The organism is Idiomarina aminovorans (assembly GCF_023155095.1).
GTDB classification, from domain to species: Bacteria; Pseudomonadota; Gammaproteobacteria; order Enterobacterales; family Alteromonadaceae; genus Idiomarina; species Idiomarina aminovorans.
In genome coordinates, this window is sequence record NZ_JAKNDA010000006.1 from 21,573 (window position 1) to 43,980 (window position 22,408).

The window sequence follows — 22,408 nt, forward strand, 5'->3', positions numbered from 1 at the left end:
AACTCAAAGTTAAGGTGCAGATAGAACTACCAAGCTCAGATTAGACAGTGAAATTATGACGTTACCTTAATAAAACAGCTTCTTATAAGTGGCTCGATAAGATCCAAAAGCCCACTCCGATTAAAGTAATTCCACCGAATATTTCAGCCCGATGGCCTATTATCGCTCCAACAAAGCGCCCTAACATCACGCCCAGCGTCACCATCAGGGTTGTGGCTAAACCGATAAGCCCGGCAGCAAGCCAAATATTGACATCGATAAAAGCAAGGCCTACACCAACAGCCATAGCATCAATACTGGTGCCCAAAGCCGTAATAGAAACTTTAAACAACGATTGTCTGGAAGGTTTTTTTATTTCTTCTTCGCTGGGTTTAAAGCCTTCATAAACCATATGCAAACCAAGGGCCAGCAATAAGAAAAAGGCGATCCAATGATCCCAGGCTTCAACATAAGAGGATGCTGACTTACCGATTAGCCAACCAATAAGAGGGGTTATTGCTTCAATCGTCCCGAAAATTACGCCCATTCTTAGTGCTTCGAAAAAGCGAGGACGGTTAAGGCTTGCTCCTTTACCGACCGCCGCAGCAAAAGCGTCTGTTGACATAGAAAAAGCAAGTAAAAGGAGAGCGATTGGGTTCATTGAGTTATCTCCGGCCGGGCCTTCTGAGTCCACAATATACCCACACGCCCGACTTTCAGCATGGATATATCGATGGTCTCGCCAACCGAGAGGTGTTCGCACCATGGCATGTGGCCAATTATGTTGACACGAACGCTTCCAACTATGGAAACAGGCTACTCCCCAACGTAGGCACTATATTACAAAACTTAACTGAAACTCGCAAAGGTATTTGCTTTAGTATTCATTTTTGAGCGCTACTAAACGGTTCTTTTATATGCCGACCGGTGTCATTATGGTCGTATGTATTTCAGTATATTTCTGACAGCGTTTCTGGCCGCCACAATACTACCCGCTCAATCTGAGTTTGTGGTCGTGGCGGCACAGCAGCTGGATTACAATGTCTGGATAATTTGGTGGCTGGCTTCAATCGGTAATACGCTGGGCTCAGTGGTCAATTACGTTCTGGGTCGCTTCTTGGTGCAATATCAGGACCGGCGCTGGTTTCCGTTTAAACCGAAATCTCTGGCCCATGGTCACCGTTGGTTTGAGCGCTTTGGTAAGTGGTCACTGCTTATGGCCTGGGCGCCGTTTATTGGTGATCCGCTAACTTTTATAGCCGGTATGCTGAGATTAACCTTCTGGCAATTTTTAATTCTGGTGTTTATTAGTAAATCTGGCCGCTACGCTATTTTACTGGGTATTACGCAGTTGTTTTAATGACTCTCGGTAACTATTGCACCGACTGGATTAACCATAAACGGTAGTCAGGTTTTATTGACCACTTGACGCAACTTCACACCAGCCCATCGGTTTATCCCGGGCTTCCTGTGCGCTAACAGCGGCATCCTCTGATTATCAATTCAGCACCTCATTCGTTTATTCAGTATTGTTGCGCAACACTTCCCGTAAACGCCTTATCTCTACTTGACATAAAATTGAATTGAGAACGATTTACATTTATAGTTAAGTTCTGTTCGTTTCAGATTTAAAGTTATGCACTTTCAGCTTGCCAAAACAGATAAAACAATCAATACCGGACTATTAGGAACTAGGGATTATGAGCAGCCGCAGGACAACATTTAATCATATCAAAATGCGTCATTTCGCAGCGTGCCTGATATCACTGGTAACGGTCACTGTGATGATACCAGGCATGAGCACCTACTTGCCCTTGAGTACGCCAGATAAAATCGGTTTGCCCATCTTTCTGTTCCTTTTTCTTTGGGCCGTTTTTTTTATCTATTCCTATTTAGCCAAAAATGTTTGGCATCCCTTGCTCGTCATGTCTCTGCTATTGGTTTCGCATTTGACACTATCTATTTTAGCTCTGCAATAGAGGGTTTACTTTGAAAAGCTTTACAATAAAAAAACTCTATACTCTTCACAGTTGGGTCGGTATTGTCACGGGAATACTGTTATTTGTAATAGCCTTCACCGGGGCTGTTTCGGTGTTTGGCCGACCAGAGATTAAAGTTTGGGCCAACCCTGAGGTTCGGCAAGCCGCAGAGATCAAACCTCAATCACTTGAGCAACTTATCGTTCAGCACGTTAGTGACATACCCGAATCTTTCCGGGAAGAGATCAATATTTTCCTGCCACGCGCACGCACATTCACCAATTTAACGGTCGTGTTTGAAGACCACGACAACGGACAGGCGATTGTTAAAACCTTCCATAACCAGTCTCTGCAACTACTGTCCACCAGAACCGGGTCTGTTAGAGAATTATTTGAAACGCGCGAAACAGATATCGCTGATTTTATTGTTGATTTCCATGCAGATCTTCATCTTGGAAGTCCTTTGGGGTTATTACTCACCGGCCTCCTGGGTTTAACTTTAACGGTGTCTATTATCACGGGTTTTTTCATACACCGTAAAAAATTACGCAACCTTTTTACGTTCAGATGGAAAAAAAGTTTCGATGTCTCGCTTGCAGACTTTCATAAAGTACTTGGTGTCTGGGGGCTCTTATTTAACGGTGTAATTGCGTTTACCGGCGCATTCCTTGGGCTTGCTACCGTGATACTTATTCCAGCGGCGGCATTTGTAACCTTTAATGGTGATCAAGAAAAGCTCGTGGAAATGTTCGTTACAACACCAGAGCCGATCATGGCAAATGAGTTTGCTTCAACTAAAGTCGCCAAACCATTAGCGCATGCGCAGTCCTATGACGAGGACATGCGATTAGAGCTTATTTCAATTTATGGGTTTGAAGATAAAAACGCCAAAGTCTATATCAGTGGTGTTGGCTCAGATAAGGTATCCGCGCAAACCCTGAGTTACGAAGGCAGCTCAGGCAACTTTACTGAAGCCTTTGGTCGATTTGGTAAGCTTGAAGGGGTTTCTCCGGTTATACTTGATTTAATGTTTCCGCTGCACTTCGGAAATTTTGGTGGTCCTCTGGTCAAGTTAATTTGGACATTACTGGGGTTAACAACCGCACTGTTGCCAATTAGTGGCATGATGCTTTGGCTCCACCGCGGAGAAAAATCCTCTACCAGCAACTTTAGTGCGTCAACTTACAGCAACGTCAAGCGACTAGTGATAGGAGCCTGCGGTGGTGTTGTATTCGCAACGGCGGTTTTATTTCCGGCACAACTGGTGGCGTGGAGCACAACCCCTCAGTTAAGTAGCTCAGTGTTATTTGGGATAATATTTTTTGGTAGTTGGCTTTTATCTATCGTCCTCGCTTTTTGTATCAAGAACACGGGGTTATCTTCAAAATTAATGGCGTATTCGACCGCAGTCACCCTGCTTTGCGTGCCATTTTTAAACGTGCTGACTACGGGGGACGATATTTTTTCACTATTTTTACTGAAGCAGTGGGAAACGGCAATTACCGATCTAACCTTATTTACGCTCGGTGTTCTCATCATTTTTACGACAAAACGAGTCTCAAATAAGTCCAGCTTAGAACCTGTTGGTAACGACAACAGCGACAAAGGAATAGGCAATGCTTGATAATATGACTGATAGTATGACAATTGTAGCGGCTATCATTATGCAATGCGTAGCCATTTGGGTATTGGTTAAAAACAGTCAAGCACAACGTTCAAAGTTACGTTGGGTAATAGCAATTATCGCCACAGTTTTGTCATTTTTATTCTTCAGCTTAACTTATGGCATTTTAGCCGGTGCTGTTATCGCCATATCAATGTTAAGCCTGCTTGGTATTGCGTTTTCGTTACTATCCAATTCTCTTTCCGCATAGGCGAGATATAAAAAACCCCAGCAAAATAGCTGGGGTAAAACCTGCACCAGGGAGAGTGTTAGATAAGCGCTGTTGATAAGCGCCTAAAACCAACGGCAAAAACTATAACAAAAGACGCAATTGAAAACAATTATCATTTACACTTGTCTTTACGGGGTACAGCATAAACGTGTTTATGCCAAATCTAAATAATCCAAAAGGTTGTAATTTTTTTCCTGCATAGCCTGGCCGAATTATGATCACCAAAAAATGACGGCACTAACCGGTTTCAATTCTAGTGACCTAACCTGCTATGCAAAGCATTTCTATAGGCTTCCAGCGCCGGTATAATAGATGTAACAGCAGCGGCAACAATAATAATACCTGCAATAATCAGTGTATTCATCGACATTAGATTAGCGCTTAAAAACAGACCACACTCTGAGGCTAACCAATCACTCATCAGGTAAAGTACCGTACTGACAAAACCTATCGCAGCTGCGGTCGTTAAAATAGCGAGTATCAGCGCTTCAAGCAGTACCAACAAAAAAATGGTTTTTGGGCCGGCACCTAATATTCGCATTACCGCAATTTCTGCTGTGCGCTGATTCATCGAAGCAAGCAACATGGTTGCGAGGCCAAACAATGAGGAGATTAAAACCAGGACACTTATAACGCGCAACAGATTTTCGACGGTACCCATCATCTGCCACAGCTCTGTCAACGCAACTCCGGGCAGGATGCCCATTAGCCGGTCTTCCTGGTAATTGTTGATTTCCCGCTGCAGTTTAAAAATCGTGAATTTTGATTCTACCCCCAACATAATAGCTGTGATGCTTTTGGGAGATACTTCTACTGATGAATGCTGGTCAAGTATGCGTTGCAACTTCGAGGCCGGCAGATGAATAGCTTCTATTCCTTCGAGAGTAACGTGCACAGTTTTATCAACCGGAGTGCCCGTGGGTTTTAATATTCCACTGATAATAAAAGGACTCTCATCGTGATGTTTGAAGCTGTTAGCTCCAATGCCATGTGAGAGAACAATTTTATCACCCACCCGATAATCCAGTTTTTGGCTACATCGGCCCCTATAACCGTCTCGAACATACCGGTGAAAGCATTGCCTTGCTTAAAACTTAACGGCTGCTTGTTGCCATATTTGAAGTCAGTGAAATAATCGTCGTTGGTTCCCATTACCCGAAAACCACGGTGTGAATCACCCAGTGACACAGGGATCGCCCATTTTACCTGACTACTGTTATTTAAGGCCTGATAACTCGCAAAATCGATAGTGTTGGTTGGGCTGCCCATTCTGAATACGGAATACAGAAGTAAATTGAGCTGACCGCTGGGCGCGCCAACTATGATATCAACACCCGATATGGTTCTATTAAAGCTCCCTTTTGCCTGTTCGCGAATATGTTCCACGCTGAGCAAAACACTAATACTAATTAACAATGATAAAAAGGTAAGAACAACAGATTTACGGCGGCTGCCGAGGCTGCTCCATGCAAGAGAAACTAGCATTGTTGACTCCCTAACGGCTGACATAACGACGACATAGGCGTACTGTTTTCGAAAAATCGTTCTAAATACATGTCATGGCTGACGAAGATCATAGTGGTGTTACCGCCCTGGCATATCTCGGTCAGGATTTCCATGAACGCATTTCTTGCCGAGGCATCTAGCGCCGATGTGGGTTCATCAATCAGCAACAGTTCAGGTTCATTAATCAGCGCACGAGCAATCGCCACTCGTTGTTGCTGGCCGACACTCAACTCCCGGGCTGGCTTTTGCAAAGTAATGGCCGGGAGTTTGAGTTTTAATAGTATTTTTTGTGCTTTTTCTTCTACGTTGGCGATGGGTGACTTAGCAAAGTAAGCGGCAAGTTGAATGTTTTTTAAAACACTTAAATAAGGGATCAGGTTGAATTGCTGAAAAACAACACCAATATGATGAGCCCTAAATTTGTCTCGCCAGCGAGCTGACTTTGCAGAGAACGGTTGGTCTAAAAGGTTTATTTCACCCTGGTTAGGTATCAGTACGCCGGCCAGCAAATTTAAAAGAGTCGTTTTTCCTGAACCCGATTCTCCATGTAAAAACACTTGTTCGCCACGCTTTAATTTCCATTCAGGAATATAAAGGCCACTGTCTTTTTCTGATTTATTATAGTGGTGCCGAACTTGCTTAACATTGACAGCAAGGGGAGCGCACTTATCTTCAGTGAGTACTTTAGTGTTTCTCATCGCTGTTTTTCTTTTATTTTGAAGTTACGCAATACGATAGTTATGTTATAACATAACGAACATATTCTACTAAATACTCATTGGTTTAAAATATGATGATTCATTCTTTACTTTCAGCTAATAAAAGCATCTTTGTTTTTCTATTCTTGTGTTTGCTGACGTTCTCATTAATGGCTCAAGAAAAGCCTGTTCAATACGTAGAGGTAGAATGGACGGAACTGATGCCAGAGGATGATCTGGAGGCATTAATGAACCCGCCTGATTATTTGTCGGAGATACCGGATGGTTCGCAACAAGATTCAGTCGATGCTTTTGAACAAAAAGCGTTCTCAAATGAAAAAGCACAGCGTTTTCAGCAAGCCTTAACCTCTACTGAAGTGATCAAAGAGTTCGAGAATAAAGCCATTCGGATTCCGGGGTTTGTTGTTCCGCTGGCGAACAACGCAGAGCAGAAGATTACAGAGTTCTTTATCGTGCCTTATTTTGGAGCTTGTATACATTTGCCGCCGCCACCTCCCAATCAAATAATTCACGCGGTTGTCGAAGAAGGTATCGAACTCGATAGCCTTTATGAACCACTTTGGTTTGAGGGAGTGCTGGCCATCGAAATGACAGAAAATGGTACAGGCTCCTCAGCCTACAGGCTAAGGATTGACAACTTCTTTCGTTACCAAGACTAAGAGATTCTTGCTTATTTAGCCTCGGGCTGTCTCCGGTTCCGTAATTGATAATTCCTGATATGGGCATAAGTGATAATACTGGAACCGATGACCGTAAATATCACATCGGCATACGGACCGAACGTGTCATGGTCTATAAACGCCGTGAACACCAGTATTGCTAGCCCCGTTGCGCCGATGAGTAATGTAAAACGATTGCGGTGGTGACGATGACCCATTAGCAAAGCCATAAAGCTAATGGGGATGACAGCAAACAACATCCACTGATGAAAAGTTTCGTCGTTTAAAGTAAGCAACCCGGTTATTGGGGGAAGCACGATGAGTAGAATAGGCAGAAGTAGACAATGAACAAGACAAAGTCCCGAAAGCCCTATTGCCGTCTTATCACCGATTTTTTGAAGATTTACCATTGTTACTCCTTTAAGGGATCATAATGAGTGGCTTTACAGTCAGCACATAGGCTATTAATTTCTACCTGTGAACTGGACGAGAAAAAGCCTGATTTGTTTATAAGCTCAGCAAGGGATGTCACAATCTTCGACGATACCTCGATTTCATTAACGCACTGGCAATTGCGACAAATTAAGAAAAATGACATGTCCGAGCCTTGATACTTTGTAATGTTCTTGCAGGCAATATATTTACTGGCGGAACGTAAACGGTAAGCGAGTTTTATTGACTCCAGGAATTCCAGAATACGGTATACGGATACTGCACTAATGGTTGGTTCGGTCACAGCATTATAATTGTCTGTTATCTCGTACGCTGATAATGGACGTTCTGCCTCTAGCAGCGTTTTAAGCACGCGTTGCCGCTTCTGCGTAAAATTACAGCCTTTGGCTTCGCAGATTTCTGTTGCTGCCCGAAGATTATTATCGACATACCTTTTATGCATTTTTACCACTTTATAAACGGTTTAGCCGGGGTCACATCCTGAGTACCCTGACCCTGTTCAAGAACCCATTGCGCCTTAACTAAATCTGTAGCAACCCACTTAAAAAAAAGAACCTGGACTTCAGTAATGCCTCTCTCACAATCGAACGTATAGCTGATGTCGATATCATGATGCCCATTCCCACCCTGTTTTAAGTTTTCTAAGTTATGCTTAACCTTGGTTACTGAGCATCGCCCGCTTAACTCGACAATCTGACTGTTGTTTTCGAGTCGTTCAGCAACTTTCTTAAGTGCCCCCCGCTCTGCGTCAGTTTCTGGCGTATGTTCAAACCCAAGCATATCTGCGGCCGGAAGAGTCAATGAAATCTGCCAACGATTTTCTTCCTGAGAAATGAATATTTGTCCCTGACCGTGCACATGAGCATTCGCTGCATTCACTGGCAATGCATGAAAATAGCTCACCACTATTATTAAGAAGCTATATGCAATTGATAGGACTTTCATAGAGTGACATTACCTTTACTTGCGAATCATTATCGTTATGTTATAACATATCAAAACAATGATAAAGTCACTATTTAATTAGGAGAACAAAATGCTGAAGCTATCACCTATCGCTCTGTCGATAGGGGCATTAATATCAACAAGCGCTCTGGCTCAATCTATTGAGGGGGTTGTTCAAGATGCAAACGGTAATGCTATTTACAACGCTAGCGTCGTTGTAAAAGGCACGAGTGTTAGTTCACGTACAGATGAAAGCGGGCGTTTTTTCATCGACCCGATGCTCGAGGGTGAGCGGGAGCTTCACATTTCAGCAGAAGGCTATGCTCACTTGTACCGTCAGGTTAGCGTTGCAAACGATGAATCTGAATCAATCCGGCTTACTTTAAAGCGCTCTCCTATCGAAGTCATAGACATTGTGGCGTCACCGCTGCACATGTCGGCAATGGAATCTGCGTCACCGGTCAGTGTTTTAGGAGCTGAAGAATTACGGCGCCAACAAAGTGCTACGCTCGGCGACACACTAGAGAAGACTCCCGGGGTTCATACTAACTTTCACGGCAAGGTTGCCAGTACACCGGTCATTCGTGGTTTGAGCGGACCACGAGTTTTGATCGCTCAAAATGGCCTCGATGTCAGCGATGTTTCGCGCGTTGGTCCTGATCACTCAGTGGCATCGGAGGCCTCGACCGCACAACAAATCGAAGTGTTAAGAGGCCCGGCGACGTTATTTTACGGCAGCGGCGCTATCGGTGGTGTTGTCAATGTCGTTGATGGTCGTGTTCCGACAGACAACACAACCCGCGGCGAGTGGCTGCTGGAAACTCACGCCGTTGACGATAGCAAATTAGGCTCATTCAATGTCACTACCGGCTCAGGCCCGGTCGCTTTTTACGCCGATGGCTACTCACGGGAGTCTAACGATTATGAGGTGCCCGTTGCACCTGATATCGACAGTAGTGCTGAAGGCGACGGTTTTAAGGTTGAAAACAGTGGCGAGGAGTCTGATGGTTTCACACTTGGGACCAGTTATTTGTTTGACCAGGGTTACGTTGGCGTGGCGGTAGAGCAATTTAACCGGACCTATGGTATTCCCGGCCATACGCACGGCGGTGACGAAGAGCACGCCCATGACGAAGAACACGGCCATGAAAATGGACATTCGGAAGAAGAGGCGGTTTTTGCTGATTTAGAGCAAACAAGAATTCAGCTATTAAGCGAAATTAATTTTGACAATGCCTGGTTCAGCCAACTAAATACACGGGCTGCTTTTACCGACTATGAGCATGCTGAAGTAGAGCACGGCGCAATAGGAACGACATTTGAAAACGAAACTCAAGAACTTCGCCTCGACCTGAGCCATCAGGAGTGGGCCGGCTGGACCGGTGCTCTAAGCTTTCATTATAAAAACAGTGATGTCGCTGCTCAGGGGAGTGAAGCCTTTACTCCGCCATCAGAGACGCAGACCTTAGCAGTAGCCGTTATGGAAGAGCGCCACTTTGGTGACGTGCTGGTTCAGTTTGGCGCAAGAACGGAGCGTGTTGAGCTTGAGGCAAGTTCAGTGCTGCTACCTGAAATTGATGTTCACGCTCATGACCCAGATGGACATAATGAACACGCACAGCACGGCGATGAACACAGTGGCGAAACGCGTGTATTTGATGTAGAGCATGAATTCACACCGGTCAGTCTATCTGCCGGGTTAGTTTGGGACTTTACCCCCGGCTACAACTTTGGAGTGTCGTTATCGCGTTCACAGCGAGCTTCTTCTGCATCTGAACTTTTGTCATTCGGCCCCCATATTGGTACACGAACCTATGAGGTTGGTGCTTTATTTGCGCTGCACAATGACGGCGGGCATCAGCACTTCGGTTTAACAGAACAAGATATTGACCTTGAAACCGCGAACAATATCGATTTAACACTGCGTAAAACAGATGGCGATATCGGTTTCATTTTAAACGCTTTTTATAACCAGGTAGACAACTATTACTACCAGACTGCGACGGAATTATTCGCACCAGACGGTCATGACCATGGCGATGAACACAACCATCATGCAGAGGAAGGTCATGACCATGGCGATGAACATAACCATCATGAAGAGGCAGGTCACGACCACGCCGGCGAATTACCGGTCTACCTGTTCCAATCAGATGACGTGGTTCTGCATGGCTTTGAAGCTCAAGTAGCCTGGCAGGCAACGGATGCATTTAAAACAACATTTTTCTCAGACTACGTTCGCGCAAGATTGAAAGATGGTGGCGAGTTACCTCGCACTTCTCCGTTTCGATTTGGAGCCAAACTCAGCTATCAGGCAAACAATTGGACCGCCAACCTCGACATCACTCGTTACCAAGAGCAGGACAATGTAGCGACACGAGAAACGGCAACGGATGGCTATACCATGCTTGATGTCAATGTCTTATACGACTTGCCTTTCTTTAACCGTTCTATGGCTGTGTATTTAGACGTTAACAATCTCACAGATACTGAAGCCCGGGTTCATACGTCTTTCCTGAAAGATATTGCACCTCGGCCGGGCCGGAGCATTGGTTTTGGGGTAAAAGGCTCGTTCTGACTCACTGATTTAAACACTATAAAACATAACTAAAGGACTTATCATGACTGAATTATTTAAGTTAAACCTGCTTTGCGTTGCATTAGGGGGCCTGTTATTAACAGGTTGTGGAGATGCAGAAACCACAATTGTTGAACAAGACCCGGTAGAATCGCCTGGCGACGATCACGACCATGGCGGTGAGCATGGTCATGACCACGGCGATGAGCATGGAATAGCATCAGGCCGCTTAGCTGTGACGGATGCATCGACCAATCAAACAACAATATTCGACCTTGAGGAAAGCTCTTCACTCGATACATTTTCATTAATGTACGAAGGGAGTCGTTTATCTGCTTCCGCAGATTATCGTTATGTTGCAATAACCAACCGTAACGAGGGGCGAGTCGGCTTTATCGATGGCGGATTATGGCAGGAAGACCACGGTGATCACATGCATCCTTACAGTGAGCCGCCAATGATGAGTGACTACGAGCTATTTGGTGAGCGCCCAACGCACTTGGTGGGCCACGATGGGCAACTTGCGATTTTCTTTGATGGTAATGCAGATGCCGGGTTGCCTGCATCGGTTCAGGTTATTACTGACACTGATATTGCAAACGAGTCTGCTGAGGTACCAACACTAACGTATAACAATAATATGCATGGTGTCGCGTTACCAAAGGGAGAGCATTTGTTCTCTACCATTCGACGCGCAGACACTGATAGCTCCTCAAACTCAAAAACACTTCCTGACCAAGTCGGCGTTTACCATTTACACGATGCGGAGTACGAACTTGAGCAAACACTGGAAACCGTGTGCCCTGATCTGCACGGTGCCGCTCAGAACCATGATTATGTAGCATTTGGCTGTAGCGATGGGGTAATGATTGCTCATCAGCATAACGCTGATTTTGAATCTGTAAAAGTTGACAACATTGATGGTTTAAATGACCTGCGTATTGGCAATTTGTACGGCCACGAAGACAGCGGGACTTTTATGGGTGTCGCTTCTTCTCATGGTAGCGGTGAGGCTACTCTTGTCGCAATTGACCCGCAAGCGAACGAAATGGAGCTTCTGAATTGGGGCAACGCTGAAGATGCAAGCCCGGTATCTTACACATTTTCTAATAATGGTGAGCATTTCTTAATTCTGGACGACCAAGGCTTCTTAACTATTCTTCATGGGCATATGGAAGGCGACCACATGCACTGGGAGGTAGAGAGCCGACTCGATATTACTGAGGAGGATGTGGCCGACATGCCGGAAGACGCTTCATTCAGCATGACGGTTGCTCAAAATGGCCACTATGCGTTTGTTGCTGACCCAATTGCTCAACATGTTCTGACGGTCAATCTTGAAGAAGCAACGATTGAAGGCGATATGGAGTTAGAATTTGTTCCTGGCCGTTTAATCTGGCTGGGTATTAAAGCAGAAGAAGACGCCCACGAGCATTAATACATTGAGTTTTCCCTGGAGTTTGCCGCCTGTAATGGGCGGCTTTTTACTGGGTTTTCAATGAAGCCAGTGTTAACCACCTCATTGCTGCGCGTAGCCTCTATCGGTAACCATCAAGCTCATTGTGCCGTCATCCGCTAATGACCAGAATTCGATACGAGTTATGGATATAGGTGAGAGGCGAGATGTTTATTTTTGAGGCTATCAATATTTTTACTGCCGCTGCCCCAACAAGCAATTTTTAGCTCGACTTTAAGCTGCTCAACCGCTTCAATGCAGGCCTGTTCTGATTGACGAGCAAACGGCAGAATATGCCCCGCAATACCGCAGATTGATGCTCCTAAAGCCAAAGATTTAGCAATGTCGAGTCCATTGCGAATACCTCCAGATGCAACTATGGGTAAAGAAAAGCCGTTTTTAGATAACTCGTTGACTAATATCGGGGTCGATTTACCCCACTCGGAAAAAACCTGAGCTGCAAGCGCGAGACGCTGATTAGAAGACATGGCCCCTTCAATAGAGATAAAATCAGTACCGCCTTTACCCGCTACATCGACTGCTGCGGCTCCTGCTGCCTGGCATTGTTGGGCAGCTTCAAGACCAAGGCCCATGCCAACTTCTTTTACAATAACGGGAACCGGGCAAGCTTCAATACAAGCGCGCAAGATGTCTGTGCTTCTCCTCCACTCGGTATCTCCGTTATCCTGAAATACTTCCTGCATAGGATTTAAATGAACAAACATCGCATCTGCGTTAATGCGTTCGGCACATAGCCCTAAAATACTTGTATCGTTCCATTTAATTAAGTTTGCGAGCCCCACGTTGCCAAAAAGAGGCGCTTTCCCGGCCATCGGTCTGATCGATTTAGTAAGGCCACTGTCTCGTTCATGTTCAATACTTACACGTTGAGAACCCACAGCTAAAGCGATGCCGCACTCTTTAGCTGCAACAGCCAGGTTGGCATTAATAAAGTCAGCTTCCGCTGTTCCTCCCGTCATTGAGCTAATCAAAATAGGTGCTGATAGCGGAAAATTCAAAAACTGACTCGCTAGCGATATTGACTCAAAATTAAAGTTGGGTAGCGCACAATGTTCTAAGTAAAGCTTGTCAAAGTCGGAGCTTGCCGTTTTAGATTGTGACGCCGCCAATTCAATATGAGACTTTTTTCTATCCATAATTATCTCGATTATGTTTAATGTCGCGCTCTATTAAAAGCATATGAGGAAACGTCAATGCCGCCAGACCAATAAACACAACTGCAATGGTTTGAGTTTGAATTGGCAGGTGCCCTAACCAAATAACAATTGCTCCAATAAAAACCGGTAATAGGGTCAGTACTGTTAGTATTTTTAATGCGTTTCGTTGCGTATTTCTGGGCAGGCGCTGCCACTGCGCTATAAGATGTTTTGGACTATGAGATAACGCAAAATACAGTGCAAAATAAACTAACGGGCTGGTTAAATAAGCAACGGCAATAAGAGAGCATAAGCTTAGCATTGTGTGTCTGGAAGACGGTTTATGTAAGTACCGAAGCAAGTGTATAAAAACTGCCAGCAGCAATAGTTGAGCTGTCCAGGACATGGCCAGTGTCAATGCCATGGATTGTTCGGGCGTTAAAAACAATGCCTCAAAATAAATACGCACGGAATCAGGATGAAAATAAACCGGTAAACCTAAAATAACGGCGCCAATAACCACAGCCAACCAGTCGTTATTCGATGATAAATCGCGGCCAAAATGCAGTGCAGAGAACATTAAAAATAATGATAACGAGGTAACAGGCGATAACCACCACAAAATAATGACCGAAACCGCAAGTAACATATACCCCGTTAGCCACAGTATCATTTGTGTAGTTGTTCTCCAGCACTGCAAGCGTTTCGCTACGAAAAAATCCATCGCACCATGGGGCAGTCCCGCTATGGTTGCAAGCGTTAAAGCAACAACAGACAGTGTATCAATCTCTGCCATATAACGCCCTCAAAAAAGGCAGTTTGGGGACCGCGGTCATTACATTCCAATAATCGGTAAAGCCAGGTTCTGTCATGAAGCGAGCGAACTGACCAGGACTCAATTGCCGGGCAAGACACATGAATACGTCTGGCAAGGCGTGAGGTTGGTCTTTTATGACTCTCAACAACGCTCGGTCAAAACGGTTTTGAGTCGTTATCTTTGACGGATAGCGGGGTTGACCATCAACCATAATTGATTGTGCGCAATTCCTGGCCCAGTGTTTTGTTCCAAGATACCCATAACCGGTCCCCCATCGAAGTTGTTGCGAATTGAGTCTCTTGTAGGCTTTAGTTTTCAGGCCCATGGGAAGCACCGCGCATTCCTCGCGAATAATCTCTGAGTTATTAAACCCATGACGCTGAGCCGCTTTGCACCATAACTCGTTCAGCTTTTCTCGTGGTAAATTCTCAACCGAAAACTGAGTAACTTCAAAAAGCACTGAGTCACTGCTGGTGGGTAGAATATAATCAAACGTAAATTGTCCCTGCTCTAAACGCATGTTTCCCATTAGCGTCGCTTGGTGTTGGGTGAGATTTTGGGTTTTAATCTCTTTACCGAGAAACGACTGCTTGATGATAAACTGGTCTGCTGGCGCAGGCCGTGTGTCGACAACTATCCCTTCGGCATGATGAGTCTCAAATTTATAGCCCATCCGTATCGAAACCTGAGAATGCGCATTTAACCTGTGCAAAAGATCGGTGAACACATCGATGCCTCTGAGCCTACAATAGCGATGTTGTTTGCTTTCGTGAGTTATTTGTTCTCCAGTTCCATGTTGGCTAAAAGCCCATGAGGAATAATTTTGGCCATGTTTAGGAATAGAGTCGGTGTCCGCAAAAAAGCAAAAGCTCCTGTCATCGGTATAAGACGTTTTTTGCTCATAAACCTCAATGGCTCCTGGCAATGGTTTGCCTGCGTCTTCAAAATTCGTCAAAATTTCATCGCATAAAGACAACCCCGCCAGTCCGCCGCCGATTATTGTTAGCCACGCCATAGGTTCTAACTCAGTTACCGTGGATTCAGCAGCGCCGACGACTTTGACGGCCGGCCAATGCCGCCAAGCCGGATGTAACGCCAATAGCTAGGCTTCGTCAAGAAACGCACAACACATTTAGCGGTAATTATTGTTTTTCTTATTATGCCGACACGTTTGCGCGACCTCCAGTTTACGGCCTGCTCCGCAAGGATTTGCTCGCCAATTTCCTGGTACAGGTAACTCGCTGCTAATATTGCAAAACGCGAACGCAATGGCAGTAAAGCGATTCCCAGGCGAGCATGCCGGTAACGTACTCGGGCTTGTTTGATGAGCCGGCAGATAGCGGCCCGAATTTGAGGTTCGGTATTCTGGTCAGCCGCTAAGATTTGTGTTGGCGTCAATTCTCCAAGCCAGCTTGCGGGTAGATACCTTCGGCCGAGTGCAGCGTCCTCGTATACATCCCTGGCGATATTGGTCATCTGCATTGCTATACCCAGATCAATTGCATGATCAATTGCCCGCTTGTCTTTGCTGCCTAGTGCTTCGCACATCATTTCGCCAACAGTCCCGGCGACACAATAACAGTAGTCATCCAGTTCATCTTTATCCTTAATTTCTACAGTGCCTGTGTCATAGCTCATGCCGCGTAAAAACTCTGAAATTGAGGTCTCGGATATTATTAACACGTCGTCAGAAAGGTGATTGTTGCTGCCAACGTTAGTTGGCACTGAGCTTCGTATGCTATTCAATCGCTTTAGGGCGGTTGACTTGCTATCGGCTTCGTCAATAGCATCATCGATACTCCTCAAAAAAGCATATAAAGCGGTGGCTCTCTGAAATGCGGTCTTGCTTAAAAATAGACCCGCAAAATAAAACGTTTTACCGTTTTTTTTTAAAATTTCTGCCTGCTCGTGTTTATTAATCGGGATTTTCATGGCAGATCCGTCTGACTATCCGGGAGAAGTCTCTCAACCACTTTAGCCGAACTCAATACTCCTGGCATACCGGCACCCGGATGGGTTCCTGCGCCAACCAGGAATAAGTTGTTATATACCTCTGAGCGGTTATGAAATCTAAACCAGGCTGACTGGGTAAACTTAGGCGAAATAGAAAACCCCGCACCATCCTCGCTTAAGTAGTCAGCTTTGAAATCTTCCGGAGTCATGGAAAAAACGCTAGTGATTGTCTGCTTAAGGTTAGGAAGTAATGTTTTATCGAGTGCATCAATGATTTTTTTTCTCAACTTCGGCTCTTCTGTCTGCCAGTTAATATTGGCACGTAAGTTCGGTACCGGGGCCAACACATAAAAGCTATCGCACCCCTTTGGGGCAAAAGAGGCATCTGTTGCCGTAGGCCGATGCAGATAAAGAGAAAAGTCATCCGGCATATCTTTTTCAGCAAAAATTTCTTTGAGGAGCTCCTCATAGCGTTTGCCTAACCATATAGTGTGATGTTCAACGTTTGGATATTGTGCTTTAGTTCCAAAAAACAGAACATACAATCCCATGGAACGTTGGCTTTTCTCGGTCTTCAACCGAATACTCATTTTTTGTCGTGATTGAGGTAACAATTGTTGATACAAAAAAAGCGGATCGCCATTGTAGATAAAGTTATCGGCACTCAACGTCTCTCCATCGTTCAAGGTAATAGAACTTATGCATTTACCTGAGATATTGGCCGACACCATTGTAGTTTCCGTTTTAATGGTTATTCCAACATCCAGCATGAGCTGACGAAGGGATTCGACGATGGCACCAGTACCACCTTTAGCAAAAGAAATTCCATATTGGCGTTCTAAATAATGTATCAACCCGTAGATTGAGGTTGTCGAGAATGGGTTACCACCAACCAGTAATGGCTGTATCGAGAAAGCCTGTCGCAATTTATCGTTTTTTAAATATCGGCTGACCATTTTCCAGACACTGCGATCGGCTCTCAGTTTGATTAAATGAGGCACTTGGGCAAGCATCGTCATCAAACGGTGAAAGGGCTGGTCTGCTAACTGTTCGAATCCAACCTTATAGATTTTACGACTGTGTTCTATAAGCTTTAAATAACCGCTAACATCGTCTGGACTTATCTTTTCTATTTCATCTAATGTGTTCTCTATCGTTCCGCCATAATTAAATCTTGTTTTATCGTCAGAAAAGTAGAACTGATACCACGGACTTAATGGAATAAATGTAATGTAATCTTGGCGGTTTTTACCAAACAATGAAAATAACTCGTCAAATAAAAACGGGGCAGTTACTACAGTGGGTCCGGCATCAAAAATGAACCCGTTGCGCTCAAATACTTGTGCGCGGCCACCAAGTTCGGTTTTTTTTTCAATTAATGTTACTTCGTGTCCTTTAGCTGTGGCTCGAAGCGCACAAGCCAGACCACCAAAACCTCCGCCAATTACAACCGTTTTCATTAACTTGCCACCGCTAATTTAGAATGCTTTTGAAAAATTAAGGTTTTGATATAGCCAAAGCAGTTTTGAATACTTTCTTCTTGTGTTGCTAATAGACGCTCAGCCAATTTGAGGTGTTTCTCGATATTGATGGTAGCCAGTCGATAAATGTCTTGCTTTGGCGCATTTTTTGCCAATATCCAGTAACCATTTAGGCGATGATTTTCATCAATATTTCGATCTTCTATATCATCAAGAAGCTGATAAACAACACCAAGCTCAGCAAAGGCTTCAGTAACAGTAACAATGTTATCTTTATTACTTCCCTGCAATACCATCGCAGAGATAACGGGTAATCCAAGCAGAGCCCCTGACTTTCGCTGAACCGCATCGACATAATCGGTATAGGTATAATGCTCAACTGCATTGGTGTCACAGTCGCGAACTTGCCCCTCAGCAGCGGCATGAATTGAATTGCGAAAAATAGTCGCGAGTGCCCGCATTGAACCTGAGTCGATATGGGGAATCGTGTTGATCAGAAAAAATGCCTCAACAAGTAATGTATCGCCAAGACAAATAGCTGTTTCACTGCCAAATTCGTACCAAATAGTGCTTACGTTATTCCGGTATCTATCGTTATCCATCAAGTCATCGTGAATTAGTGATGCCTGGTGGACAAGTTCACAAGCACAAGCGAGATGCTGACATTGCTCTTCTGTTATGCCTAAAGTCAATGCTGTACGCAACGACAGACGAAGCCTGAGACGTTTGCCTTTTGCTAATAACTGATGCTGCCAGGCAGCTTGAAGTTTAGGCGTCGCGTCGTGCAAACTGCTTGCTAAACGTATTTCGCAGTCACTAGCAAGCCTTTCGATTGTTGCATTTACAACTGATTGGTAAGTTGTCATACAGCCTCCGGAGCGGGCCTAGTTTTGACTGAGCCACACAATGTAGCTCAGTCAATTTACACTACGCTTTGGTTGCAGTGCTCTCGTTTGTTGCTGCATACCAAATCAACACACCGAATGCGATTTTATTGACGACATCGGCAAGGTTATAAACAATATTTAACGTATCTTGGTCGGCACTACCGGTCATGTAGCCTAATACGTAACCCAATGGATAAATTGCCCAGCCAATAGTTACTATCCAGCGCATCGCAGAATACGCATATTTAACAGCCGGGGTTGCTTTCGAAGCCGCCGCTTTGCCAGCCTCGCCAAAGAAAATCTCGTAGAGGATATAAAGCCAACCGATCATACCAATAACAAAACCAACGGTAATATTAATGTAACCCGCTTCACCAAGGTAACCCGGAATCAGCATGACCAAAGTACCTATGAGCAAACGCCAGAAAATACCGGCACTCGCTGCACCAATAGCACGTAGAATTAAGTAAAACTCAATCATTAGCAATGGCACGGTTAATAACCAATCAATGTAACGGTAAACCGTTGGTGTTTCTCCAGTAGCTACCCAAACGTCTCGCATGTAAAAGTAATGGAATGCGGCAATAAAAGTCACCAGCGCCGAAACGGTCAAAGACGTTTTCCACTTACCATCGACACATTGTGTTTCCCAAAGAAAGAATACTGTAGCGGCAGCAAGCGCCATCGAAATAAGCCAGAACGAAATGCCGACGAAATCATCGGGTTGAAGATTTGCGGCATTTGCGGTTCCCGGCAGCAGTAATAATAATGCTGGAACTAATGCCGCTTGCCATTTTTTTAATATTGCGCTCATAAAGCACCTCAGATAAATGATTAAGTTGCCCCCGGCATACCACTTAATTGCATCAAGGGTGAATAAGGGTGAATAAAAAAAAGCAGCTCATTAACTCTACATAAAAATAACACTTGAGCTACTTATGTATAGACTATTTCAGGTTTTATGGATCAAAAAAAGATCAAAAAACATTCATTTATTAGATATTTTTTAAAACAGGGGAAATTCAAGGAGTTTAAGCTGGTTTGCCTTATGTGTTTTAGTCGGGATATGGACGAGGGTTCTCATCGTTATGCTTAACATACTATTTGGCTGAATTTATCTGCTTCGCTTCTTTGAAGAAAAATTACAATTAGTCTATTTTAAAAGCTCTTGCGCCGCTCACGCGATAACAATAGCGGTATGACTTAATGTAACCTCCGGGAACTTATAATATATGAAATTTAAAATATTCATTGTTGCGGTTAGTTTTGCTTTGACTGTAGCCTCCAGTCCGTTAATGGCTGAAGATACTTCCATCACGGTAAGAGTATTGAGCAAAGACGCTAAATTTATAGGTTCAAGCGTAGGAGGAGCAAGGGTTATCCTACGCGACAAAGAAACGGGTGAGGTTCTGGCACAGGGAGTAACCGCCGGCGGTACCGGAAACACCGCCAAAATAATGCATAAAAATAGCGGTCGTCGCGCTGGCTTAGCTGATGAATCTGCCGCATCTTTTGAAACTATACTAAACCTTGATCGCCCGCGACTCATTGAAGCGGAAGTTTACGGGCCACTTGCACAACCACAAGCAACGCATGCAGCAAGTGCAACTCAATGGGTGATTCCAGGAGGTCACCTCTCGGCTGGTGATGGTTGGGTAATAGTGCTGCCCGGTCTTATAGTCAATGTAATGGAACCGGCAGCAACTCAAAAAGTATCAATCGATAATGCAAACAACCTATCTATCAGAGCTAATGTCATGATGATGTGTGGTTGCCCAATCACTCCTGATGGACTCTGGGATGCGAATCAATTCGAGATTGCTATGACTGTCATAAAAAACGGAAAAAAAATAGCTGAACAAAAAATGTTTTACGCGGCTGAAAGCAGCATGTTTGAAGGTAAAATGCCTGTCAGAGAGCCGGGAGTATACCAAATCATCGTACATGCTTACGACCCAGAGAATGGGAATACCGGTGTCGATAAAACGACGGTTATTATTAAGTAAAACAATATTTAAGATGGGTAACCGTGCGAAACTTATCACATAATCCCAATACGAGTTTGGGTATATTCATTCAATAAGCAGTCGACGTTTACGCTCACGCATACCATCAAAAATCGGCGTCGAAACGCTCGTTGGGAAGTCATCAGGTAAATCGTTTTTCACTCGCTCAATAGCATCATCAACTTGGTCGCACATTTCAGTGATAATTTCACTCATTCTGGTCGGACTGAATTCCGCGTCTTTTGCCGCGTTTAGAAAATGACGCTTAAAAATTTGATAGATGTTACATTTCTTACCGCCCGATCCCCGTAAGCTCATCGCAAGTCTTAAGTCGCGAATATTGAGGCCGGTGCCACCCACCGCAGGATAAGCAGAAATAATGTCGTAAATCGGGGTCAATCGATAAGCACCATAAGGCTCAATATGAACGGAGAAATTCTTTGCGTGCCCATCAGTCGCACCTAATAAGAAAAACAACACCTGTGCCCCCATGAAAACCTCGCGATCACGCATGGATTCAGCAGATCCCTGAAGATGTTTCATGATATTGGCAATCGATGGTCCGTTATCGGATTCATATTTTCTAGCAGACGGAAGACCAAGTACCTGACAATAATCCTCTTGGGGGAGCCGCATTAGCCATGAATGATCACTGGAATATGTACGGTCAAAGCGCTTAATGGCGAGGGCTTTAACATTTGGCGTGATAATCACTTCGCAATCCGGTGCACCAAAACCGAGGGCTCTCGCGATTTTTAGGCAGAGCATTTCATTCTCCACACTGTCACTCAGATCAATCGTGTGATTATGGCTTTGAATCTTCCCAATCGGAAGTTTAATGATATGAGTCGTCGGCGTGTTTCCATTTGGAATACACCATACATCGTCTATTTTTAACAGGGCCGTTTTTTCCTGAGCCCCGGCAATTGAGATTCTGAAGTCGTCCAGCTCCCTCAACATGCCCAGAGGTGCCTTAGACTGGTAACCTTTTAAAACCCGCTCTAACTTCTCTTCTGTGAGTCTTTCATACCGAAGTTCACGAACGTCCCCTGGATCCTCACCTTCTGGGACGAACTGCAACGCACCGACACTATCTTTCCCAATAGCCGAGAGTAAGTCAAACGCTTGGTTGGAGTCGGTTTGATAACGGGCAACAATCCGGTCCCTGATCTCCTCATTGTCGGGCAGCAGGTTATCAAAAAAGTTAGTAACTTCCCGTCCTGCATAAGCGTCATGCCGTAACGGCATCGACAAAGAAATTGGACGAGCGCCATCTTTAGTGATCCACGCCTCATTATAGGAAAATGTCTGAGCGCCAGAATCACTTCTACTCAAATGCCCTACCCGGTAGCCGTTCATATAAACGTCGAGTGTATTCATTACCACTCCTCGGTCCATTTATCACCGGGCAATAAAGAGTCACTGCTCTTATTCCGCACGATGCTGATTCTGGGTTTTACTGAGAGCTCGAGCTCTAAAGCAGACAGTAAACGAAACAAGGTATCGAGTTGCATTTTCTCTGGCATTGACTCAAATTTTGAGACCGTCCCTTGTCTTAATCCGACTAAATCTCCAACCTTAGCTTGACTCAGGCCGCGATTTTTTCGTTCATCTCGTAGGTAGTTCGATAATGCTTTAGGATCAGTAATTTTCATTGCGCCCTCTTTTATACGCAAGTTCGTATAAAATTAATATTATACGCATATACGTATAAGTCAATATTTATACGCAACTATGTATAAAATACGTATTATTCGCGAGTGCGTATAGGGCATGTGGATGAATATCTGGATTGCTCGTTACGTCAAAGATGGAGCTAAAACTTACGATACAATAAAGACGTCCGTGACACTGAAAATGACAGAACGTTTTGAATTAGCGTATAATTTAGTCATTAGAAACTGGGGAGGTTGCTAATGAAAAGGTCTCCTGCTCAGG

21 protein-coding genes, 1 pseudogene and 1 riboswitch are annotated in these 22,408 nt (G+C 44.5%); of the genes and pseudogenes, 7 read left to right on the forward strand and 15 right to left on the reverse strand.

Annotated features, from left to right (window positions below):
• Window positions 1-82: 82 nt before the first annotated feature.
• Window positions 83-640 carry a manganese efflux pump MntP gene (mntP, locus tag L8G48_RS11215; RefSeq protein WP_248264703.1) on the reverse strand — a complete coding sequence of 186 codons (558 nt, stop codon included), beginning with the start codon at window positions 638-640 and terminating at the stop codon, window positions 83-85.
• Window positions 641-658: 18 nt separating this feature from the next.
• Window positions 659-811, reverse strand: a riboswitch (yybP-ykoY riboswitch).
• Between the two features lie 111 nt (window positions 812-922).
• Between mntP and L8G48_RS11220 the strand changes: the two genes are divergently transcribed.
• The 3 genes from L8G48_RS11220 (at window position 923) to L8G48_RS11230 (ending at window position 3,832) form a co-directional block, all read left to right on the forward strand.
• Window positions 923-1,339 carry a YqaA family protein gene (locus tag L8G48_RS11220; RefSeq protein ID WP_248264704.1) on the forward strand — a complete coding sequence of 139 codons (417 nt, stop codon included), beginning with the start codon at window positions 923-925 and terminating at the stop codon, window positions 1,337-1,339.
• Between the two features lie 629 nt (window positions 1,340-1,968).
• Complete coding sequence (locus L8G48_RS11225; RefSeq protein ID WP_248264705.1) at window positions 1,969-3,582, forward strand: PepSY-associated TM helix domain-containing protein; 1,614 nt, start codon at window positions 1,969-1,971, stop codon at window positions 3,580-3,582.
• Window positions 3,575-3,832 (forward strand): hypothetical protein, encoded by a 258-nt coding sequence (locus L8G48_RS11230; RefSeq protein WP_248264706.1) that lies wholly within the window; start codon window positions 3,575-3,577, stop codon window positions 3,830-3,832. Before L8G48_RS11225 ends, L8G48_RS11230 begins: the two co-directional genes overlap by 8 nt.
• A 274-nt stretch (window positions 3,833-4,106) precedes the next feature.
• Here L8G48_RS11230 and L8G48_RS11235 read toward each other — a convergent pair.
• Together L8G48_RS11235 and L8G48_RS11240 are read right to left on the reverse strand one after the other, a co-directional pair.
• A pseudogene (locus L8G48_RS11235) lies at window positions 4,107-5,338 on the reverse strand (ABC transporter permease).
• Window positions 5,332-6,057: an ABC transporter ATP-binding protein gene (locus tag L8G48_RS11240; RefSeq protein ID WP_248264707.1), complete on the reverse strand. Its 726-nt coding sequence runs from the start codon at window positions 6,055-6,057 to the stop codon at window positions 5,332-5,334. Before L8G48_RS11240 ends, L8G48_RS11235 begins: the two are co-directional and overlap by 7 nt.
• 170 nt (window positions 6,058-6,227) lie before the next feature.
• Between L8G48_RS11240 and L8G48_RS11245 the strand changes: the two genes are divergently transcribed.
• Window positions 6,228-6,737, forward strand: coding sequence for a DUF3299 domain-containing protein (locus L8G48_RS11245; RefSeq protein ID WP_248264708.1), 510 nt, complete (start codon window positions 6,228-6,230; stop codon window positions 6,735-6,737).
• An 11-nt stretch (window positions 6,738-6,748) separates the two neighbouring features.
• Here the strand turns inward: L8G48_RS11245 and L8G48_RS11250 are convergent, their stop codons facing one another.
• Genes L8G48_RS11250 through L8G48_RS11260 form a run of 3 tightly spaced genes read right to left on the reverse strand, consistent with a single transcriptional unit; the run spans window position 6,749 to window position 8,135 of the window.
• A complete protein-coding gene (locus L8G48_RS11250; RefSeq protein WP_248264709.1) occupies window positions 6,749-7,147 on the reverse strand; it encodes a MerC domain-containing protein in 399 nt (132 codons plus the stop codon).
• Between the two features lie 2 nt (window positions 7,148-7,149).
• Complete coding sequence (locus tag L8G48_RS11255; RefSeq protein WP_248264710.1) at window positions 7,150-7,632, reverse strand: Fur family transcriptional regulator; 483 nt, start codon at window positions 7,630-7,632, stop codon at window positions 7,150-7,152.
• A gap of 2 nt (window positions 7,633-7,634) precedes the next feature.
• Window positions 7,635-8,135 (reverse strand): ZrgA family zinc uptake protein, encoded by a 501-nt coding sequence (locus L8G48_RS11260; RefSeq protein WP_248264711.1) that lies wholly within the window; start codon window positions 8,133-8,135, stop codon window positions 7,635-7,637.
• Window positions 8,136-8,226: 91 nt separating this feature from the next.
• Between L8G48_RS11260 and L8G48_RS11265 the strand changes: the two genes are divergently transcribed.
• Together L8G48_RS11265 and L8G48_RS11270 are read left to right on the forward strand one after the other, a co-directional pair.
• A complete protein-coding gene (locus L8G48_RS11265; protein ID WP_248264712.1) occupies window positions 8,227-10,713 on the forward strand; it encodes a TonB-dependent receptor in 2,487 nt (828 codons plus the stop codon).
• A 43-nt stretch (window positions 10,714-10,756) separates the two neighbouring features.
• Window positions 10,757-12,151 carry a 5-methyltetrahydrofolate--homocysteine methyltransferase gene (locus L8G48_RS11270; RefSeq protein ID WP_248264713.1) on the forward strand — a complete coding sequence of 465 codons (1,395 nt, stop codon included), beginning with the start codon at window positions 10,757-10,759 and terminating at the stop codon, window positions 12,149-12,151.
• Between the two features lie 161 nt (window positions 12,152-12,312).
• Here L8G48_RS11270 and fni read toward each other — a convergent pair whose 3' ends face one another.
• The 7 genes from fni to L8G48_RS11305 form a co-directional block, all read right to left on the reverse strand.
• Window positions 12,313-13,326: a type 2 isopentenyl-diphosphate Delta-isomerase gene (gene fni / locus L8G48_RS11275; RefSeq protein ID WP_248264714.1), complete on the reverse strand. Its 1,014-nt coding sequence runs from the start codon at window positions 13,324-13,326 to the stop codon at window positions 12,313-12,315.
• Window positions 13,319-14,122: a Brp/Blh family beta-carotene 15,15'-dioxygenase gene (locus tag L8G48_RS11280; RefSeq protein WP_248264715.1), complete on the reverse strand. Its 804-nt coding sequence runs from the start codon at window positions 14,120-14,122 to the stop codon at window positions 13,319-13,321. Before L8G48_RS11280 ends, fni begins: the two co-directional genes overlap by 8 nt.
• The gene (locus tag L8G48_RS11285; protein ID WP_248264716.1) at window positions 14,109-15,158 is read right to left on the reverse strand and encodes a lycopene cyclase family protein; all 1,050 of its coding nucleotides are present in this window, start codon (window positions 15,156-15,158) and stop codon (window positions 14,109-14,111) included. Before L8G48_RS11285 ends, L8G48_RS11280 begins: the two co-directional genes overlap by 14 nt.
• A gap of 14 nt (window positions 15,159-15,172) precedes the next feature.
• Window positions 15,173-16,075, reverse strand: coding sequence for a phytoene/squalene synthase family protein (locus L8G48_RS11290; protein ID WP_248264717.1), 903 nt, complete (start codon window positions 16,073-16,075; stop codon window positions 15,173-15,175).
• Window positions 16,072-17,556 (reverse strand): phytoene desaturase family protein, encoded by a 1,485-nt coding sequence (gene crtI, locus L8G48_RS11295; protein ID WP_248264718.1) that lies wholly within the window; start codon window positions 17,554-17,556, stop codon window positions 16,072-16,074. The genes L8G48_RS11290 and crtI overlap by 4 nt, the downstream gene beginning before the upstream one ends.
• Complete coding sequence (locus tag L8G48_RS11300; protein ID WP_248264719.1) at window positions 17,556-18,443, reverse strand: polyprenyl synthetase family protein; 888 nt, start codon at window positions 18,441-18,443, stop codon at window positions 17,556-17,558. Before L8G48_RS11300 ends, crtI begins: the two co-directional genes overlap by 1 nt.
• A gap of 61 nt (window positions 18,444-18,504) precedes the next feature.
• Window positions 18,505-19,278 (reverse strand): bacteriorhodopsin-like, encoded by a 774-nt coding sequence (locus tag L8G48_RS11305; protein ID WP_248264720.1) that lies wholly within the window; start codon window positions 19,276-19,278, stop codon window positions 18,505-18,507.
• Between the two features lie 418 nt (window positions 19,279-19,696).
• Between L8G48_RS11305 and L8G48_RS11310 the strand changes: the two genes are divergently transcribed.
• Entirely contained in the window at window positions 19,697-20,470 is a 774-nt protein-coding gene (locus L8G48_RS11310; protein WP_248264721.1) for a hypothetical protein, read from the forward strand.
• 66 nt (window positions 20,471-20,536) lie between these two features.
• Here L8G48_RS11310 and L8G48_RS11315 read toward each other — a convergent pair whose 3' ends face one another.
• Entirely contained in the window at window positions 20,537-21,850 is a 1,314-nt protein-coding gene (locus tag L8G48_RS11315; protein ID WP_248264722.1) for a type II toxin-antitoxin system HipA family toxin, read from the reverse strand.
• Window positions 21,850-22,125 carry a helix-turn-helix domain-containing protein gene (locus L8G48_RS11320; RefSeq protein WP_248264723.1) on the reverse strand — a complete coding sequence of 92 codons (276 nt, stop codon included), beginning with the start codon at window positions 22,123-22,125 and terminating at the stop codon, window positions 21,850-21,852. Before L8G48_RS11320 ends, L8G48_RS11315 begins: the two co-directional genes overlap by 1 nt.
• Between the last annotated feature and the right edge of the window lie 283 nt (window positions 22,126-22,408).

Coding starts and splice junctions, on each gene's coding strand:
- mntP (WP_248264703.1), bottom strand. CDS start 640: ATGAACCCAATCGCTCTCCTTTTACTTGCTTTTTCTATGTCAACAGAC.
- L8G48_RS11220 (WP_248264704.1), top strand. CDS start 923: ATGTATTTCAGTATATTTCTGACAGCGTTTCTGGCCGCCACAATACTA.
- L8G48_RS11230 (WP_248264706.1), top strand. CDS start 3,575: ATGCTTGATAATATGACTGATAGTATGACAATTGTAGCGGCTATCATT.
- L8G48_RS11240 (WP_248264707.1), bottom strand. CDS start 6,057: ATGAGAAACACTAAAGTACTCACTGAAGATAAGTGCGCTCCCCTTGCT.
- L8G48_RS11245 (WP_248264708.1), top strand. CDS start 6,228: ATGGCTCAAGAAAAGCCTGTTCAATACGTAGAGGTAGAATGGACGGAA.
- L8G48_RS11250 (WP_248264709.1), bottom strand. CDS start 7,147: ATGGTAAATCTTCAAAAAATCGGTGATAAGACGGCAATAGGGCTTTCG.
- L8G48_RS11255 (WP_248264710.1), bottom strand. CDS start 7,632: ATGCATAAAAGGTATGTCGATAATAATCTTCGGGCAGCAACAGAAATC.
- L8G48_RS11260 (WP_248264711.1), bottom strand. CDS start 8,135: ATGAAAGTCCTATCAATTGCATATAGCTTCTTAATAATAGTGGTGAGC.
- L8G48_RS11265 (WP_248264712.1), top strand. CDS start 8,227: ATGCTGAAGCTATCACCTATCGCTCTGTCGATAGGGGCATTAATATCA.
- L8G48_RS11270 (WP_248264713.1), top strand. CDS start 10,757: ATGACTGAATTATTTAAGTTAAACCTGCTTTGCGTTGCATTAGGGGGC.
- fni (WP_248264714.1), bottom strand. CDS start 13,326: ATGGATAGAAAAAAGTCTCATATTGAATTGGCGGCGTCACAATCTAAA.
- L8G48_RS11280 (WP_248264715.1), bottom strand. CDS start 14,122: ATGGCAGAGATTGATACACTGTCTGTTGTTGCTTTAACGCTTGCAACC.
- L8G48_RS11285 (WP_248264716.1), bottom strand. CDS start 15,158: ATGGCGTGGCTAACAATAATCGGCGGCGGACTGGCGGGGTTGTCTTTA.
- L8G48_RS11290 (WP_248264717.1), bottom strand. CDS start 16,075: ATGAAAATCCCGATTAATAAACACGAGCAGGCAGAAATTTTAAAAAAA.
- crtI (WP_248264718.1), bottom strand. CDS start 17,556: ATGAAAACGGTTGTAATTGGCGGAGGTTTTGGTGGTCTGGCTTGTGCG.
- L8G48_RS11300 (WP_248264719.1), bottom strand. CDS start 18,443: ATGACAACTTACCAATCAGTTGTAAATGCAACAATCGAAAGGCTTGCT.
- L8G48_RS11305 (WP_248264720.1), bottom strand. CDS start 19,278: ATGAGCGCAATATTAAAAAAATGGCAAGCGGCATTAGTTCCAGCATTA.
- L8G48_RS11310 (WP_248264721.1), top strand. CDS start 19,697: ATGAAATTTAAAATATTCATTGTTGCGGTTAGTTTTGCTTTGACTGTA.
- L8G48_RS11315 (WP_248264722.1), bottom strand. CDS start 21,850: ATGAATACACTCGACGTTTATATGAACGGCTACCGGGTAGGGCATTTG.
- L8G48_RS11320 (WP_248264723.1), bottom strand. CDS start 22,125: ATGAAAATTACTGATCCTAAAGCATTATCGAACTACCTACGAGATGAA.